The 17208-nt window shown below is 62.5% G+C and carries 19 protein-coding genes; all 19 read right to left on the reverse strand.

What is annotated here, in order from left to right; genetic code table 11:
- Entirely contained in the window at window positions 1-789 is a 789-nt protein-coding gene (locus AA098_RS19795) for a protein phosphatase CheZ (RefSeq protein WP_003254403.1), read from the reverse strand.
- A gap of 21 nt (window positions 790-810) precedes the next feature.
- Window positions 811-1185 carry a chemotaxis response regulator CheY gene (locus tag AA098_RS19800; RefSeq protein WP_010955070.1) on the reverse strand — a complete coding sequence of 125 codons (375 nt, stop codon included), beginning with the start codon at window positions 1183-1185 and terminating at the stop codon, window positions 811-813.
- Window positions 1186-1292: 107 nt separating this feature from the next.
- The gene (gene fliA, locus AA098_RS19805) at window positions 1293-2033 is read right to left on the reverse strand and encodes an RNA polymerase sigma factor FliA (protein WP_003254406.1); all 741 of its coding nucleotides are present in this window, start codon (window positions 2031-2033) and stop codon (window positions 1293-1295) included.
- Window positions 2030-2863: a flagellar synthesis regulator FleN gene (fleN, locus tag AA098_RS19810; RefSeq protein ID WP_003254408.1), complete on the reverse strand. Its 834-nt coding sequence runs from the start codon at window positions 2861-2863 to the stop codon at window positions 2030-2032. The genes fliA and fleN overlap by 4 nt, the downstream gene beginning before the upstream one ends.
- A 93-nt stretch (window positions 2864-2956) precedes the next feature.
- Window positions 2957-4264, reverse strand: a complete 1308-nt coding sequence (flhF, locus tag AA098_RS19815) for a flagellar biosynthesis protein FlhF (RefSeq protein WP_064614941.1) — start codon at window positions 4262-4264, stop codon at window positions 2957-2959.
- 11 nt (window positions 4265-4275) lie between these two features.
- Window positions 4276-6405: a flagellar biosynthesis protein FlhA gene (gene flhA, locus AA098_RS19820; protein WP_003254410.1), complete on the reverse strand. Its 2130-nt coding sequence runs from the start codon at window positions 6403-6405 to the stop codon at window positions 4276-4278.
- 673 nt (window positions 6406-7078) lie between these two features.
- On the reverse strand, window positions 7079-8221 hold the full coding sequence (gene flhB, locus AA098_RS19825; RefSeq protein ID WP_060538985.1) for a flagellar biosynthesis protein FlhB: 1143 nt from the start codon (window positions 8219-8221) through the stop codon (window positions 7079-7081).
- A gap of 2 nt (window positions 8222-8223) precedes the next feature.
- Complete coding sequence (fliR, locus tag AA098_RS19830; RefSeq protein ID WP_003254413.1) at window positions 8224-9000, reverse strand: flagellar biosynthetic protein FliR; 777 nt, start codon at window positions 8998-9000, stop codon at window positions 8224-8226.
- A gap of 7 nt (window positions 9001-9007) precedes the next feature.
- The gene (fliQ, locus tag AA098_RS19835) at window positions 9008-9277 is read right to left on the reverse strand and encodes a flagellar biosynthesis protein FliQ (protein ID WP_003254414.1); all 270 of its coding nucleotides are present in this window, start codon (window positions 9275-9277) and stop codon (window positions 9008-9010) included.
- Window positions 9278-9298: 21 nt separating this feature from the next.
- Window positions 9299-10054 (reverse strand): flagellar type III secretion system pore protein FliP, encoded by a 756-nt coding sequence (gene fliP, locus AA098_RS19840; protein ID WP_003254415.1) that lies wholly within the window; start codon window positions 10052-10054, stop codon window positions 9299-9301.
- Window positions 10054-10488 (reverse strand): flagellar biosynthetic protein FliO, encoded by a 435-nt coding sequence (fliO, locus tag AA098_RS19845; RefSeq protein ID WP_014860286.1) that lies wholly within the window; start codon window positions 10486-10488, stop codon window positions 10054-10056. The genes fliP and fliO overlap by 1 nt, the downstream gene beginning before the upstream one ends.
- A 12-nt stretch (window positions 10489-10500) precedes the next feature.
- Window positions 10501-10965: a flagellar motor switch protein FliN gene (gene fliN, locus AA098_RS19850; RefSeq protein WP_003254417.1), complete on the reverse strand. Its 465-nt coding sequence runs from the start codon at window positions 10963-10965 to the stop codon at window positions 10501-10503.
- A 47-nt stretch (window positions 10966-11012) separates the two neighbouring features.
- Window positions 11013-11981 carry a flagellar motor switch protein FliM gene (fliM, locus tag AA098_RS19855; protein ID WP_064614942.1) on the reverse strand — a complete coding sequence of 323 codons (969 nt, stop codon included), beginning with the start codon at window positions 11979-11981 and terminating at the stop codon, window positions 11013-11015.
- Between the two features lie 9 nt (window positions 11982-11990).
- Window positions 11991-12488, reverse strand: a complete 498-nt coding sequence (gene fliL / locus AA098_RS19860) for a flagellar basal body-associated protein FliL (RefSeq protein WP_003254419.1) — start codon at window positions 12486-12488, stop codon at window positions 11991-11993.
- Window positions 12489-12707: 219 nt separating this feature from the next.
- The gene (locus tag AA098_RS19865) at window positions 12708-13973 is read right to left on the reverse strand and encodes a flagellar hook-length control protein FliK (RefSeq protein WP_064614943.1); all 1266 of its coding nucleotides are present in this window, start codon (window positions 13971-13973) and stop codon (window positions 12708-12710) included.
- A gap of 70 nt (window positions 13974-14043) precedes the next feature.
- Window positions 14044-14391 (reverse strand): Hpt domain-containing protein, encoded by a 348-nt coding sequence (locus tag AA098_RS19870; protein ID WP_004577674.1) that lies wholly within the window; start codon window positions 14389-14391, stop codon window positions 14044-14046.
- Between the two features lie 48 nt (window positions 14392-14439).
- Window positions 14440-16131, reverse strand: a complete 1692-nt coding sequence (locus tag AA098_RS19875) for a fused response regulator/phosphatase (protein ID WP_003254425.1) — start codon at window positions 16129-16131, stop codon at window positions 14440-14442.
- An 8-nt stretch (window positions 16132-16139) separates the two neighbouring features.
- Entirely contained in the window at window positions 16140-16445 is a 306-nt protein-coding gene (locus AA098_RS19880) for an STAS domain-containing protein (protein ID WP_003254426.1), read from the reverse strand.
- Between the two features lie 307 nt (window positions 16446-16752).
- On the reverse strand, window positions 16753-17205 hold the full coding sequence (fliJ, locus tag AA098_RS19885) for a flagellar export protein FliJ (protein ID WP_003254427.1): 453 nt from the start codon (window positions 17203-17205) through the stop codon (window positions 16753-16755).
- Window positions 17206-17208 lie beyond the last annotated feature (3 nt).

Below are 17208 nucleotides of genomic sequence, written 5' to 3' on the forward strand. Positions count from 1 at the left end.
TTAAAAACCAAGGCTGGACAGCAGATCATCGACATCGTCCTGACCGGACACGACGTCTTCACGCTTATCGGCATGAATCTGCGGACCTTCACCCCGAGTCGGATGTTTTTCTCGATCTTTTTCTGCACGCAATTGATCGTGGTCATGTTTTATACCGGCAAAGCGGTCGACCTGGCTGGCCATCAGCACCAGCTTGAGCAGGTTGCTTTCCACCTCGGTCACCAGTGCGGTGACGCGCTTGATCACCTGGCCGGTCAGGTCCTGATAGTCCTGGGCCAGCAAAATGTCATTGAGGTGCCCGGAAACCTTGCGGTTGCCCTCGGCGCTGTGCGTCAGGAAACTGTCGACTCGCTTGACCAGATCACGGAATTCCGGCGCAGCCACTTCGCGGCGCATGAAGCGCTGCCAGTCGGTGCTCAGGGCCTTGGCCTCGCTGGCCAGCTCATTGAGCACCGGTGTGCTTTCCTCGACCAGGTCCATGGTGCGGTTGGCCGCGCCCTCGGTCAGCTTGACCACATACGACAGGCGCTCGGTGGCGTCGGTAATTTGCGACACCTCTTCTGCCTGCGGCATGGTGGGGTCGATCTGGAAACTGACGATGGCACTGTGCAGCTCGCGAGTCAGCTTGCCGACTTCCTGGTACAGGCCGCGGTCGCGGGTCTGGTTCAGTTCGTGAATCAACTGCACCGCCTCGCCGAAACGGCCCCGCTCCAGGCTTTCGACCAACTCCTGAGCATGCTTCTTCAGGGTCGACTCGAACTCGCCCAAAGACGTTTGTGATGAATCCATGACGCGCCCCCCTGACGTGACTCAGCCGTTGACGCGTTCGAAGATCTTCTCGATCTTCTCTTTGAGCACCTGAGCGGTGAACGGCTTGACCACGTAACCATTGACGCCGGCCTGTGCCGCTTCAATGATCTGGTCGCGCTTGGCTTCAGCGGTCACCATCAAGACCGGCATGCTTTTCAGCTTGTCGCTGGCACGCACTTTACGCAGCAGGTCGATGCCGGACATGCCCGGCATGTTCCAGTCGGTCACCAGGAAGTCGTAGTGACCGTTTTCCAGCATCGGCAACGCCGTGGTGCCGTCATCGGCTTCGTCGGTGTTGGTGAAACCCAGGTCACGCAACAGGTTCTTGATGATCCGCCGCATCGTCGAAAAGTCGTCAACGATGAGGATTTTCATGTTCTTGTCCAATTAGACCTCCAAGCAGTCTCAAACGCGCTCGGCCTACCGAGCACGCACTCATTCAATTCGGTACAACGTGGAAAACGACTGCAACGACAGTGGGCTCAACGCGCCCGCCATTCCCCCAGGCGGCTGCGCAGGCGCGCGGCACATTGGCTGTGCAACTGGCTGACCCGCGACTCGCTGACACCCAGCACCTCACCGATTTCCTTGAGGTTCAGCTCTTCGTCGTAGTACAGCGCCAGCACCAGGCGCTCACGCTCCGGCAGGTTGGCGATGGCCTCGGTCAGGGCAGCCTGGAAGCGCTCCTCCTCCAGGCCGCGCGCAGGTTCGACCTGGCCACTGGCGCCATCCTCATGCAGCCCTTCGTGCTCGCCGTCCTGCAACAGGTCGTCAAAGCTGAACAGGCGGCTGCCCAGGGTATCGTTCAAGATCCCGTAGTAATCATCGAGACTCAATTGGAGTTCGGCAGCAACTTCATGATCTTTAGCGTCACGGCCTGTTCTGGCCTCAACTGCACGCATGGCATCACTGACCATACGGGTGTTGCGGTGTACCGAACGCGGTGCCCAATCGCCTTTGCGCACTTCGTCCAGCATGGCCCCGCGGATGCGGATGCCGGCGTAGGTCTCAAAGCTGGCGCCCTTGCTGGCGTCGTATTTGTTGGCCACTTCCAGCAGGCCGATCATGCCGGCCTGGATCAGGTCCTCGACTTGTACGTTGGCCGGCAAGCGCGCCAACAGGTGGTACGCGATGCGCTTGACCAGCGGGGCGTAGCGTTCGATCAGCTCGTACTGGGCGTCCTTCGCCGCCCGGCTGTACATCTTGAAGCCGCTGGCGTTCATAGTACGGGTCCCGCGCTGGTGGGTTGCACCAAGCGCTCGACAAAGAACTCCAGATGGCCGCGCGGATTGGCCGGCAGCGGCCAGCTGTCGACCTTCTGGGCAATCGCCTTGAAGGCCAGCGCACACTTGGAGCGAGGGAAGGCTTCGTAGACGGCACGCTGCTTCTGCACCGCCTTGCGCACGCACTCGTCGTACGGCACAGCACCCACGTACTGCAGGGCAACGTCAAGGAAGCGGTCGGTGACCTTGGTCAGCTTGGCAAACAGGTTGCGCCCTTCCTGCGGGCTCTGCGCCATGTTGGCCAACACACGGAAACGGTTCATGCCATAGTCGCGATTGAGCAGCTTGATCAACGCGTAGGCGTCGGTAATCGAGGTAGGTTCATCACACACCACCAGCAGCACTTCCTGGGCGGCGCGAACGAAGCTGACCACCGAGTCACCGATACCCGCAGCGGTATCGATCACCAACACATCGAGGTTGTCGCCGATCTCGCTGAACGCCTGGATCAGCCCGGCATGCTGGGCCGGGGCCAGATGCACCATGCTCTGGGTGCCCGAGGCTGCCGGTACGATGCGCACACCGCCGGGGCCCTGCAGCATCACGTCACGCAGCTCGCAACGCCCTTCAATCACATCGGCGAGGGTACGTTTGGGGGTAAGGCCCAGCAACACGTCGACATTGGCCAGGCCCAGGTCGGCGTCCAGCAGCATGACCCTGCGGCCAAGCTCGGCCAGCGCCAGGGACAAGTTCACTGAAACGTTAGTCTTGCCGACGCCACCTTTGCCACCGGTCACGGCGATCACCTGTACGGGATGCATGCTACCCATGTCTGTTCTTTACCTTGTCTCGCTGGGACTCAGGCCACACGTAGGGCAATTCTGCGTGCCCCTTGGCATAGCGACTTTGCACACGCTTCATGGTCAACCCGCTCGCCGTGGGTTGTGATAGAGATCAGCGAACATGTCGGCCATGGCCTCTTCGCTGGGCTCGTCCTGCTGCTGCACATTCACCGCCCGCGTGACCAACTGGTGGCCCCGCGGCAGGTGCAGGTCGTCAGGAATGCGTGGGCCATCGGTAAGATAGGCCACTGGCAGTTCATGACTGATGGCAAGGCTCAACACATCGCCAAGGCTTGCCGTTTCATCGAGTTTGGTCAGGATGCAGCCGGCCAGGCCACAGCGCTTGTAGCTGTGGTAGGCGGCGGTCAGCACCTGCTTCTGGCTGGTGGTGGCCAGCACCAGGTAGTTCTTCGCGGCAATGCCACGCCCGGCCAAGGTTTCCAGTTGCATGCGCAGCGCAGGGTCGCTGGCCTGCAGGCCGGCAGTATCGATCAGCACCACGCGCTTGCGCAGCAGTGGCTCCAGCGCTGCTGCCAGCGACTGGCCCGGGTCGACGTAAGTCACCGGCACGTTGAGGATGCGGCCCAGGGTCTTGAGCTGCTCCTGGGCGCCGATACGGAAGCTGTCCATGCTCACCAGCGCCAGGTTCTGCGCGCCGTACTTGAGCACGTAGCGCGCGGCCAGCTTGGCCAGGGTGGTGGTCTTGCCCATGCCCGCCGGGCCGACCATGGCGATCACCCCGCCCTCTTCGATCGGCTCGATTTCAGGCACTTCGATCATCCGCGCCAAGTGAGCCAGCAGCATGCGCCAGGCCTGGCGCGGTTCCTCGATCTCGGCGGTCAGGTCCAGCAGCTCGCGGGCGATCGGCCCGGACAGGCCGATGCGCTGCAGGCGGCGCCAAAGGTTGGCCTGCTGCGGCTTGCTGCCCTGCAGCTGATTCCAGGCCAGCGAACCGAGTTGCACTTCCAGCAGCTCGCGCAGGCCCGACAGCTCCGAGCGCATGGCATCGAACAGACGTGGGTCAACCGGCGCAGCAGCCGGTGCGGCAGCGGCCTCAGGGGCATCGACGTGCGGCTCGATCAACGGTTCGGCAGCGGTCAAAGATTGCCCGGCGAACAATTGGCGGTTGTTGTCGCTGCTGTCCTGACGCTGGTCCAGCTCGGCCTGGGCAGTGGCAATGCGCGTGTGGGTCTTGCGCAGCTCTTCTTCCAGCTCGGCGTTGGGCACACGCGGGGCCAGGGCGGACAGCTTGTAGTCCAGCGCGGCCGTCAGCTCGACACCACCGGCAATGCGGCGGTTGCCAATGATTGCGGCATCGGCGCCCAGCTCGTCACGGACCAGTTTCATGGCCTGACGCATATCGGCGGCGAAAAATCGCTTAACTTGCATTATCCCCTACCTCAGCCGTTAGGGCCCACGGTGGCAACGATGGTGACTTGCTTGTTGTCCGGTATTTCCTGATACGCCAGAACATGCAAATTCGGTACAGCCAGGCGACCGAAACGCGACAACATGGCGCGGATCGGGCCGGCGACCAGCAGGATGGCCGGCTGACCCTGCATTTCCTGGCGCTGGGCCGCCTCGATCAGCGAACGTTGCAGCTTCTCGGCCATGCTAGGCTCCAGAAGAACACCATCTTCCTGACCCTGCCCGGCCCTTTGCAGACTATTCAGCAAAATCTGTTCCAACCTTGGCTCCAGGGTAATCACTGGAAGCTCCGACTCAACGCCGACAATGCTTTGCACGATGGCGCGACACAATCCGACGCGCACCACCGCCACCAGTGCGGCGGTATCTTGACTCTTGCCGGCGTTGTTCGCGATGGCCTCGGCAATACTGCGAATATCGCGCACTGGCACCTGTTCCGACAACAGGGCTTGCAGCACCTTGAGCAGCCCCGACAAGGAAATGACACCCGGCACCAGCTCTTCTGCAAGTTTAGGCGATGCCTTGGCCAGCACCTGCAGCAACTGCTGAACCTCTTCGTGGCCGATCAGCTCGTGGCAGTGTTTCTGCAGAATCTGGTTGAGGTGGGTGGCCACCACGGTGCTGGCATCGACCACGGTGTAACCCAGCGACTGCGCCTGTGAGCGCTGGCCGACGTCGATCCACACCGCTTCCAGGCCAAACGCCGGGTCGCGCGCGGCAATACCGTTGAGGGTGCCAAACACCTGCCCAGGGTTGATTGCCAGTTCGCGGTCCGGGTAGATCTCCGCCTCGGCCAGAATCACCCCCATCAGGGTCAGGCGATAGGCGCTGGGCTGCAGGTCGAGGTTGTCACGAATGTGCACGGTGGGCATCAGGAAGCCCAGGTCCTGCGACAGCTTCTTGCGCACGCCCTTGATCCGCGCCAGCAACTGGCCGCCCTGGTTGCGATCGACCAGCGGGATCAGCCGATAGCCGACCTCCAGGCCGATCATGTCGATGGGGGTGACGTCGTCCCAACCCAGCTCCTTGGTTTCCAGCGCGCGCTGTGGCGAGGGCAGCAGGTCCTGCTGACGCTGCGCCTCTTGCTGGGCTTTGACCTTGGCCTGTTGCTGTTTCTTCCACACCAGGTAGGCGCCGCCGGCCGCCATCAGGCCGAGGCTGAGGAAGGCAATGTGCGGCATGCCCGGCACCAGGCCCATGACGATCATCAGCCCCGCCGACACCGCCAGCGCCTTGGGCGAATCGAACATCTGCCGATTGATCAGCTTGCCCATGTCTTCAGAGCCTGAAGCACGGGTGACCATGATCGCGGCGGCGGTGGACAGCAGCAGTGATGGCAATTGCGCCACCAAACCGTCACCAATGGTCAGCAGGGCATAGACCTTGCCGGCCTCGCTGAACGACATATTGTGCTGCAGCATGCCGATGAGCATGCCACCGATCAGGTTGATGAACAGGATCAGCAAGCCGGCGATGGCGTCGCCGCGCACGAACTTGCTGGCACCGTCCATCGAACCGTAGAACTCGGCCTCCTGCGCCACCTCGGCACGGCGGTGCTTGGCCTGGGCCTGGTCGATCAGGCCGGCATTGAGGTCGGCGTCGATGGCCATCTGCTTGCCGGGCATGGCGTCGAGGGTGAAACGCGCACTCACTTCCGAGATACGCCCGGCGCCCTTGGTCACCACCACGAAGTTGATGATCATGAGGATGGCGAACACCACGGCACCGACCACGTAGTTACCGCCGATCACCACCTCACCAAAGGCCTGGATCACTTTACCGGCAGCGCCGTGGCCCTCCTGGCCATGCAGCATGACCACACGGGTAGACGCCACGTTCAGGGCCAGGCGCAACAACGTGGCCACCAGCAGGATGGTCGGGAACGCGGCGAAGTCGAGGGGGCGCAGGGCGTATACACAGACCAGTAGCACAACGATCGACAGGGCGATGTTGAAGGTGAAGAACACGTCGAGCAGGAACGGCGGTATCGGCAACATCATCATTGCCAACATCACCAGCAGTAACAGCGGCACACCCAGGTTGCCCCGGCCGAGCCCGGCCAGGTTGTTGCGGGCGTTGCTGATTAACTGAGTGCGATCCACCGCGAGTCCTCTTGATGCAAAACTTTGACGCCCAGGGGGCGCCTGGGCGTGGCTCTGCAAGAAGCCTTCCAACTTTGCTCGAAGGGAGATTTATGTTGCCGGTGCCGGCCCTTTCGCGGGTGAACCCGTTCCTACACGACGGCCTGCGCCCAATCACCGATGTGTGTCCATCCCCGATCAGGTGTAGGAGCGGGTTTACCCGCGAATACGGTAGCGGCGGCAACGGTGAACGGCGGGTGGAGATTGGCCAGCAGGCCCGGCCCTTTCGCGGGTGAACCCGCTCCTACACGACGGCCTGCGCCCAATCACCGATGTGTGTCCATCCCCGATCAGGTGTAGGAGCGGGTTTACCCGCGAATACGGTAGCGGCGGCAACGGTGAACGGCGGGTGGAGATTGGCCAGCAGGCCCGGCCCTTTCGCGGGTGAACCCGCTCCTACACGACGGCCTGCGCCCAATCACCGATGTGTGTCCATCCCCGATCAGGTGTAGGAGCGGGTTTACCCGCGAATACGGTAGCGGCGGCAATGGTGAACGGCGGATAGAGATTGGCCAGCAGGCCCGGCCCTTTCGCGGGTGAACCCGCTCCTACAGCGCGCCAACCGCCGACATGTACCCACCACCGTGGTAGGAGCGGGTTTACCCGCGAAAGAGCCAGAAGCCGTGACACAAGGTCAACTGTCGCGGCGCAGGTCCGGTGGGATCGGCAGGTCGTCCTTCAGCGGCTCTGGGCGCTTGCCCTTGCCGGATCGGTATTGGCGAATCTGGAACACATACGCCAGCACCTGCGCCACCGCCAGGTACAGCCCCGCCGGGATCTCCTGCTCAAGTTCGGTGGAGTAATAGATCGCCCGCGCCAGCGCCGGCGACTCGAGGATCTGGATGTTGTGCTCCACGCCAATTTCACGAATCTTCAACGCCATGAAATCGCTACCCTTGGCCAGCAGCAACGGCGCCGCACCGCCTTTCTCCGGGTCGTATTGCAACGCCACCGCATAATGCGTCGGGTTGGTGATGATCACATCTGCATCCGGTACCGCCGCCATCATGCGCCGCTGCGACACCTCGCGCTGCAGTTGGCGAATACGTTGCTTGACCTCGGGCTTGCCCTCGCTGTCCTTGTACTCGTCGCGCACTTCCTGCTTGGTCATCTTCATTTTCTTGTGCGTCTGGTACAGCTGGAACGGCACATCTGCCGCGGCAATCAGCAACAGCCCGGCCGACATCCACAAGGCACTCCAGCCCACCACCTGCAAGCTATGGATGATCGCCTGCTCCAGCGGCTCGTTGGCAATCGACAGCAAGGCCTGGCGGTCACCGGAGAGCACCACCACCGCCACCACCAGAATCACGAAAAACTTGGCCAGCGCCTTGAGCAATTCAGTCAAGGCCTGCATCGAGAACATGCGCTTGATCCCCGACAGCGGGTTCATGCGGCTGAACTTGGGCTGCAGCAAGCTGCCCGAGAACAAGAAGCCGCTAAGCGCGATGGGCGCCACGAAGGAAATCACGAACAGCAGGATCAACACCGGCTGCACCGCCCAGATAGCCATCTTGCCCGAGGCCAGCAGAAAGGCCCCCATGGCCCGTTCATCGACGATGATGTCGCGGGTCAAACTGAAGTTCATGCGCATCAACGCCAGCAATGTTTCGGCCAAGTGACCACCGAATGCCAGCAGGCCACCAGCGCCCGCCAGGGTCACCGCCACCGTGTTCAGCTCCTTGGAGCGCGCGACCTCGCCCTTCTCACGGGCGTCGCGCTTGCGCTTTTCGGTGGGGTCTTCTGTCTTGTCCTGACCGCTCTCGCTTTCTGCCATGTTCAGCGCGCCCTCGCCAGCTCACGCAGCCACTGCAGCGTTTCACTGGCCAATGCCTGATAGTGAGACAGTATATCGGCCAGGCCCACCCAGAAGACGAACATGCCCATGACCAAGGTCAGCGGGAAGCCGATGGAGAAAATATTCAGCTGTGGCGCTGCGCGGGTCATTACGCCAAAGGCGATGTTCACCACCAGCAGCGCGGCAATCACCGGCAGAATCAACAGCAGGCCGGCACCGAACACCCAGCCCATGCGCCCGGCCAGCTCCCAGAAGTGGTTGACCACCAGCGCACTCCCCACCGGCAAGGTGGTAAAACTTTCGGTCAGCACCTCGAACACCACCAGGTGGCCGTTCATCAACAGGAACAACACACTCACCAGCATGGTCATGAACTGGCTGATTACCGTGACGTTGACCCCGTTGGCGGGGTCAACCATCGAGGCGAAGGCCATGCCCATCTGCACCGCAACAATCTGCCCGGCAATCACGAAAGCCTGGAACAACAACTGCAAGGCCAGGCCAAACAGTGCGCCAACGATGATCTGCTCGGCGCACAGCAGCAAACCGCGCAGGCTCAGCGGGTCGAATTCAGGCAGTGGCGGCAGTGCCGGCACGATTACCACGGTGATGGCCACGGACACGTACAAGCGCACCCGCGCCGGCAACATGCGGGTACCGAAAATCGGCATGGTCATCAGCACCGCGGTCACCCTGAACAACGGCAGGATGAAGGTGGCGACCCAGGTGCCGATCTGCGTGTCGGTCAGTTCCAGCATCGCCGCATCAACCTATGAGCTGCGGGATGTTGGTGTAGAGCGTGGTGATGTACTCCATGAATTTCTGCACCAGCCACGGCCCGGCAATGATCAGCGTGATCAGCATCACCAGCAGGCGCGGCAGAAAGCTCAGGGTCTGTTCGTTGATCTGCGTGGCCGCCTGGAACATCGCCACCACCAGGCCCACCAACAGGCTCGGCACCACCAGCACGGCAACCATCAAGGTGGTCAGCCACAGGGCATCACGGAACAGGTCGACAGCTACTTCAGGTGTCATCGGCGGCTCTCCTTGACGGCGTCAGACGCCGCCGAAACTGCTGGCCAGGGTGCCCATGATCAGCGCCCAGCCGTCGACCAGCACGAACAGCATGATCTTGAACGGCAGCGAGATGATCAGCGGCGACAGCATCATCATACCCATGGCCATCAGCACGCTGGCCACCACCATGTCGATGATCAGGAACGGGATGAAGATCATGAACCCGATCTGGAACGCGGTCTTGAGCTCCGACGTGACGAATGCCGGCACCAGGATCGTCAGCGGCACCTGGTCGGGGCCGGCGATGTCGGTGCGCTTGGACAGGCGCATGAACAAGTCAAGGTCGCTCTGCCGGGTTTGCGCCAGCATGAAGTCCTTGAGCGGGCCCTGAGCTTTGTCGATCGCCTGCTGGGCAGTCATCTGCTCCTTCAGGTACGGCTGCAGCGCGTCCTGGTTCACCCGATCGAACACCGGCGCCATGATGAACATGGTCAGGAACAGCGCCATGCCGGTCAACAGCTGGTTCGATGGCGTCTGCTGCAGGCCCAGGGCCTGGCGCAAAATCGAAAACACGATGATGATGCGGGTAAAGCTGGTCATCAGAATGACGAACGCCGGGATGAAGCTCAGCGCGGTCATGATCAGCAGGATTTGCAGGCTGACCGAATATTCCTGTTGCCCGTCCGGGGTGTTGGACAGGGTGATGGCCGGGATCGACAGCGGGTCGGCGGCCAGGGCCAGCGGCGCAGCCAGCAGCAGCGCCAGAGTCAACAACGTACGCAGCGCGCCGCTCATCACTTGTTGTCCTTAGGGTCCTTGCCCATCAGCTCCATCAGCCGCTGGGCAAACTCCGGCGTCGCCTGACGGACGCTTGCCGGGACTTCCACGGGTTCGGCCAGTACGTGCAGGGCCTCGATGGTGCCGGGGGTATGGCCTATCAGGATCTGCTCCTTGCCCACCTGCACCAGCAGCAGGCGGTCACGCGGGCCGATGGCACGGCTGCCGACAATCTCGATCACCTGCCCACCCTTCACAGCGGTGCTCTGCAGGCGCCGCAGCAGCCAGGCCAGGAAGAAGATCAGGCCCACCACCAGCAGCAGGCCCAAGACCATCTGCGCCAGCTGCCCGCCGAGACTGCCAGGTTGAGCCGCCGGGGTGGCCGCTGGCGTGGCCGCAGCCAGGCAGGCGTGGCTGGCGAACAGCACCGCTGCCACGGCGATGGCGCGCATCGTGCCCTTCACTCAGCGCAGCTTCTTGATACGTTCGCTGGGGCTGATCACGTCGGTCAGGCGGATGCCGAACTTTTCGTTGACCACGACCACTTCGCCATGGGCGATCAGCGTACCGTTGACCAGCACGTCGAGCGGCTCCCCGGCCAGGCGGTCGAGCTCGATCACCGAGCCCTGGTTGAGCTGCAGCAGGTTGCGGATGTTGATCTCGGTGCTGCCCACTTCCATGGAAATGTTCACCGGGATATCCAGGATCACGTCCAGGTTAGGGCCTTCGAGGCTGACATTTTCGTTCGGCTTCGGCGAGCTGGCGAATTCTTCCATCGGCAGGCGGCCCGGGCCGCTGCTGCCGGTGTCCCCGCCCAGCAGTGCATCGATGTCGGCCTGGCCGGCAGAACCGGTTTCTTCCAACGCTGCGGCCCACTCATCGGCCAGTGCCTGGTCCTCTGGGGAGGTGATCTCGTTTTCGTTAGCCATGATTTCCTCGACAGGCATTCAATTCGTTGTAAGCGACCGGCACACCGTCAGCGGCGTTCGATCGGGTCAATGATCTGCAGGGCCAGGTTGCCCTTGTGCGAGCCCAGCCGCGCCTTGAACGCTGGCACCCCGTTAGCGCGCAGCACCAGGTGCTCGGGCAGCTCCACCGGGACCACGTCACCCGGCTGCATGTGCAGGATGTCGCGCAGCTTCAGCTGGCGTCGGGCGACCGTGGCGGTCATTGGCACGGCCACGTCCAGCACGTCCTCGCGCAGGGCTTTGACCCAGCGCTCGTCCTGGTCGTCCAGGTCCGACTGGAAACCGGCGTCGAGCATTTCCCGCACCGGCTCGATCATCGAGTACGGCATGGTCACGTGCAGATCGCCCCCGCCGCCGTCCAGTTCGATGTGGAAGGTGGACACCACCACCGCCTCGCTGGGGCCGACAATGTTGGCCATGGCCGGGTTGACCTCGGAGTTCATGTACTCGAAGCTGACCGGCATGATCGCCTGCCAGGCTTCCTTGAGGTCGACGAAACACTGGTCCAGCACCATGCGCACCACACGCAGTTCGGTCGGGGTGAACTCACGCCCTTCGATCTTGGCGTGGCGGCCATCGCCGCCAAAAAAGTTGTCCACCAGCTTGAACACCAGCTTGGCGTCGAGGATGAACAGCGAAGTGCCACGCAGCGGCTTGATCTTGACCAGGTTGAGGCTGGTGGGCACGTACAGCGAGTGCACGTATTCGCCGAACTTCATGACCTGCACGCCCCCCACGGCCACGTCTGCGGAGCGGCGTAGCAGGTTGAACATGCTGATACGGGTGTAGCGGGCGAAGCGCTCGTTGATCATTTCCAGGGTCGGCATGCGACCCCGCACGATACGGTCCTGACTGGTCAGGTCGTAGCTTTTGATACTGCCAGGCTCGGATGCACTCTCGGTCTGCACCAGCCCGTCGTCGACACCGTGCAACAGGGCATCGATTTCATCCTGGGACAGCAGGTCCTGTACGGCCATTGCGGACTCCTACTGCAATACGAAATTGGTGAACAGCAACTGGTCGATGACCGGCTTGCCGACTTCCTTCTGCGCCACTTCCTGGACCACCGCGGTGGCCTTCTGACGCAGCATCTCCTGCCCTACCGGGCTGCTGGCGAGGGTGTCGAACCCTTGCCCGGAGAACATCATCACCAGGTTGTTGCGGATCACCGGCATGTGCACCTTGAGGGCATCCAGGTCGGCCTGGTTACGCGCCTGCAGGGTGATGCTCAGCTGCATGTAGCGCTGGCGGCCGTTCTGGTTGAAGTTGACCACGAAGGCCGGGGTCAGCGCCTCGTAGATCGCCGCTGGCTTGACGTTGCTGGCCGCGGCTTCGGCGGCCGGAGCGGGCTCGCTCTTGTGCATGATGAACCAGGTAGCGCCCACCGAAAGGCCGATCGCCAGCAACAGGCCGACGACAGCCAGCAGGATCAGCTTGAGTTTGCCTTTAGTGGCGGGGTCTTTGACTGCTTCGCTCTTCGCCATGCCAATAATCCGTCGTCCATCGGGGGGTTCAAGGGAGGATGGCTTGGCTTGAGCAAGTGTTATGCCAGATTTCGCAGGGGATGGATTCCAGCAGGTTTTGCGGTGCTGGTCGCTTCGCGGCCACGCCCGCTCCCACAGCTACCGCACAGGGTTCGAAATCAACGAAACTCCTGTGGGAGCGGGCTCGCCCGCGAAGAAGCCAGCCCAGGCCAACCGTTATCAGGCGTAGTAATCGACCGCACTGTCGCCGACAACCACCTGCTGCTCCAAAGGCCGGGCGCTATCGACCGCCTCGACCCCACCCTGCTCGGCCCGGCGCGCCGCCACCCCGGAAAGGTTGCTGCCCTGCGCCTGCCCCTGCTGTTGTTGCTGCCCGCGCGACTGGTCAGCCACGTTGACATCCGGCTGCGCCAACCCCTGCTGGGCAAACAGTTCGCGCAGGCGGTGCACCTGGCTGTCGAGGGCATCACGTACGCCGGCGTGGCCGCTGATGAAGGTGACCTGGGTGGCCTGGTCCGCCGCAACATTGACGCGAATGTCGAGGCGACCGAGTTCTGCCGGCTCCAGTTGGATATCAGCCGACTTGAGGTTCTGGCTGGACAGGTACATGACCCGGTTGACCAGGCCTTCGGCCCAAGCGTTCTGGTTCATTGGCAATGGCTGATGCAGCGGGTTCGCATTGGCCGGCACGGCATTGGCGGTCTTGGCCGTGGCCGCCTGGGTCAGGCTGGCCAGGCGGTTGGCAAAATCATCGATGCGGGTGTCGCTGCTGGCACTCTTGGTGTCTTTCAGGCCGTCCTCAAGCAAGCTGCCAAAGGCCTTGTCACCGGATTCGGCGCTTTCGCCATCGGTATTCTCGACCAAATTCGCCAAGGTATTGACGGCCGCCTGCCCTTCCTCGCCCTGAGCCTGGGCAGCATCAAGGGCATGTGCCGAGGTGCCACCCTTGGCCTGGGCACTGTGCTCCAGCGCGAGGCGCAGGGTTGGCAGGTTGGCCAGGGGGTCAGCATCCGGATCGAAGGCCTCCTCGGCGGACGGCTCTTCAGGCAGTGCCGCGGCGACCTGGGTTTGCGCCGTGGCCGCCTGCAGCACCGGCGCCACCGCCTCGGCCTGAGCCTGGATCAATTGCGCGCCGGGCTGGGCATCAGTGACCTGACCGGCCACCAGGCTGGCATCACGCACACCCGTATCGGCCTGGGCCGAATCCTCTTCTGGCAACTTGTTGCCGTCATCGGCAACTGCAGCTTTGCCAGCCGGGTCTTTCTTGCCGCCGGCTGCCGCATCAGGTTTGTCCTTGGGCTTGGCTTGAGCGACCTTGTCGTCCTGCCCGGTAACCTTGTCGCGGCCCTGCTTGGCCATCACCTGGCCAAAGGCATCGCCCTTGTCGCCCAGCGCCTGCAGCGGCTTGTCCGCCTGCACGGTGGCCGAACGCGAGGTCTTGGCAATGGCATTGGCTTGCAACAAAGGGTTGGGTGCGACAGGCATCGAGCGGTCTCCGCGCCAGAAACAAAAATCATCGGGGCAGAGACAGGCAAGACTCGCGCCAACTCGCGTATCAGCCTGCGGAAATACGTTGCTGCTCACCACGGTAAAAGTGCTGCACCACGACGAATTCCATGTCGATGCGGCTGATCAAGTCTTCAATTCCATATAACGGGGGCCGCCGTGCGCGCTCTTCGAGCTGCTGGCACAGGCTGGCCAAGGCCACCGCGCCCATGTTGCTGCTGCTGCCCTTGAAACTGTGGGCTGCCGCGCCAAGCTCCTCGGCGCTTTTGGCCGCGTGCAGCTGGCCAAGACGCCGCTCTGAGTCGTCGAGAAAAGTCTGCACCAACTGCAGGTAGCCATCTTCCATGACCTCACGCAGGTCACTGAGTACCTTGTGGTCAATATGCATGTCAGTCACTTGTTCACTCCTTGATCAAGCCAGATTATGCCCGAGCCAACCCGTGGCTCACCATACGAACTCCACATGCGCGCAACGCCCGCCCTCACTCCAGCGCGCGTCACTGGCCAACTGCCGCACCAGATTCAGACCGCGACCGCTCAGCCCCTGATCCAGCGAAGGCCGCGCAAGCACTTGCTGCACGTCGAAGCCGGCACCGCTGTCGCGCACCTCGATCATCAGACGCCCACCGCCGCCATGCGGTTCAACCTTGAAATCGATGCTTACAAAGCCTTCGGTCAGCGAGCCCAGGCGCCGGGCGCGCTCCTGGTAATAGTCGGTAAAGCCCTGCACATCGCGCTTGAGCTGTGAGTCCAGGCCCAGCACACCATGCTCAAGCGCATTGGCATACAACTCGCTAAGCACACTGTGCAAGTTGCCGGTACGCGCGCGCAGGCCATGAATTTCTTGCAACAACTGCACCAGGTAAGGCACAGGGTTGAAGCGCTTGAGGCTTTCGCCCCGCACTTCGAAGCTCAGCGACCAGTCCAGCGGGCTGGAGCGGCCACTATCAGAGTAGATCATCGGTGCCGGCACCCGCTCCTCGGCAGTGAACATGCGAATGTCGCACAAGCTGATGTCATCGCGTGGCTGCCCACCAAAACGCTCCAGGGCCAGCATCAGCTCATCGAACAACTGCACAGGGTCGCGGTTGTCGGCCAGCACCGCTCGCAGGCGCTGTACGCCAAACAGGCGCTCCTGGTCGTCGGCGGTATCGAGCACACCGTCTGACAGCAGCAACAGGCGCTCGCCCGGTGCCAGCGGCAACACCTCTGTGCTGTCATCGAAGCGCTCAGCGGCCAGAATGCCCAGCGGCAGGTGCCGCGAACTCAGTGCCGACAGCACTTGGCCATCCACCGACAGGCGATAACCATCGGGCATACCGCCATTCCACACCTCCACCGAGCCGCGCTGCATGCTGAGGTTGAGCAGCAGCGCACAGCAGAACATGTCCACCGGCAGGATGCGCTTGAGCTTGGCATTCATCTCGCGCAGGATCTGCGCCATGCCGTAGCCCTTGGCGGTCATGCCGTAGAACACCTCAGCCATCGGCATGGCGCCGACCGCCGCCGGCAGGCCATGACCGGTGAAATCGCCAAGCAGCACACGCATGTCGCCGGCCGGGGTAAATGCCGCCAGCATCAGGTCGCCATTGAACAGCGCGTAAGGCGATTGCAAGTAGCGAATGTTAGGGGCAGAAAGGCAACCCGAGTGGGCCACCTTGTCGAACACCGCCTTGGCGACCCGCTGCTCGTTAAGCAGGTGATGGTGATGCCGGGTGATCTGGTCACGCTGTTCCAGTACCGTTGCCTGCAAGCGACGCAGACGGTCCATGGCGCGAATCTTGGCAGCGAGGATCACCGCACTGTAGGGCTTGGCCATGAAATCATCGCCCCCCGCCTCCAGGCAACGCACCAGGCCTTCTTCTTCATTCAGCGACGTCAGGAAAATGATCGGCACCAGCGCCTCGCCAGCCAATGCCTTGATCTGCCGCGCCGCCTCGAAGCCATCCATGACCGGCATCAGGGCGTCCAGCAGCACCAGTTGCGGGCGCCGCTCGAGGTACAGCGCTACCGCCTGCTCGCCGTTCTCCGCAGTGAATACCTGATGCCCCTGGCGGCGCACGATCTGCGCAAGCAGAAGGCGATCGACAGCACTGTCTTCGGCGACCAGCACGGTCAACGCCTGTTCAGCCGGCATGTCGGCGCTCAACTGATATCGAAGAGTTTTTCGAAATTGGAGATAGCGAGAATCTTGCGCACGTCGGAGCTGGCATGCACTACCCGCACATCCGACTCGTCGCCGCCCGCGTGGTCGCGCAGCAACAGCAGCATGCCCAGCGCGGAGCTGTCGAGGTAGGTGGTGTCCTTCAGGTCGACGACCACCGAATCCGGGCGCCTGGGCTGGCGTTCGTAGGCGTCGCGAAACTCCTGATGCTTGCCGAAATCGAAGCGCCCCTTGATCTTGATGGTCAGCTTTTTCCCGTCCTGCGAAAAATCAGTCTCGACTGCCATGCTAGCGATTCCTTCGATGATGGCGGATGCAACTGCTCTAAGGTTTAGCAGGCGATGGTGGGGGTGGCAAGCGGATGCAGGCTCGTGGCTTTGATGGCCTGTACGGCCTCTTCGCGGGTAAACCCGCTCCTACATCAATCGGTGGTGTCGCCCAATACCGTGGTAGGAGCGGGTTCACCCGCGAATAGGCCGGACCTGCCAGCCAACATACCCGGTCATACACCGTCGCAGCCGCCACCGCATTCGCGGGCAAGACCTCGCATTTGTTTCGGGCCAATTATTCCGCTGCAAGGCCTGCGGCGAACACCTATAGATGGTTTTGCCGCGGTAGGCGCTGCGACAGCTCATCCAGCAAGCGCTGCTCACGCTTGTCTTCAGCGCGCCGGGCCTCGTCCTGGTAGCGCTGTACCAGCTTGCGCAAACCTTCCACCCGGGCATAGGCCTGCTGCCAGGTACCCCGGGCGTTATTGAGGTTGTTCTGGTGCCAGACCAGGCTTTGCCGCTGCTGGGTCATGGCCGTTTCCAGCTGCCCCAGAAAACGCTGATAATTGACCAGCCAGCTGCCATTGACCCCTTGCCCGCCGCGGTTGATCCACTGCAGCTGGTAATCCTCGCGAAAGCGCTCCAGCTCGGCCAGCTTGGCTTGGGCCGTGGCCACCTGCTGCTGGAAATGACCAAGGCGCTGAGCCGCCTTGCGCTCGGCTTCTTCGGCCATGTCCACCACCGGCGCCAGGCGCGCGGCACGTCCGGGCAGCGCCATGGC

It is taken from the genome of Pseudomonas sp. JY-Q, assembly GCF_001655295.1.
GTDB classification, from domain to species: domain Bacteria; phylum Pseudomonadota; class Gammaproteobacteria; order Pseudomonadales; family Pseudomonadaceae; genus Aquipseudomonas; species Aquipseudomonas alloputida.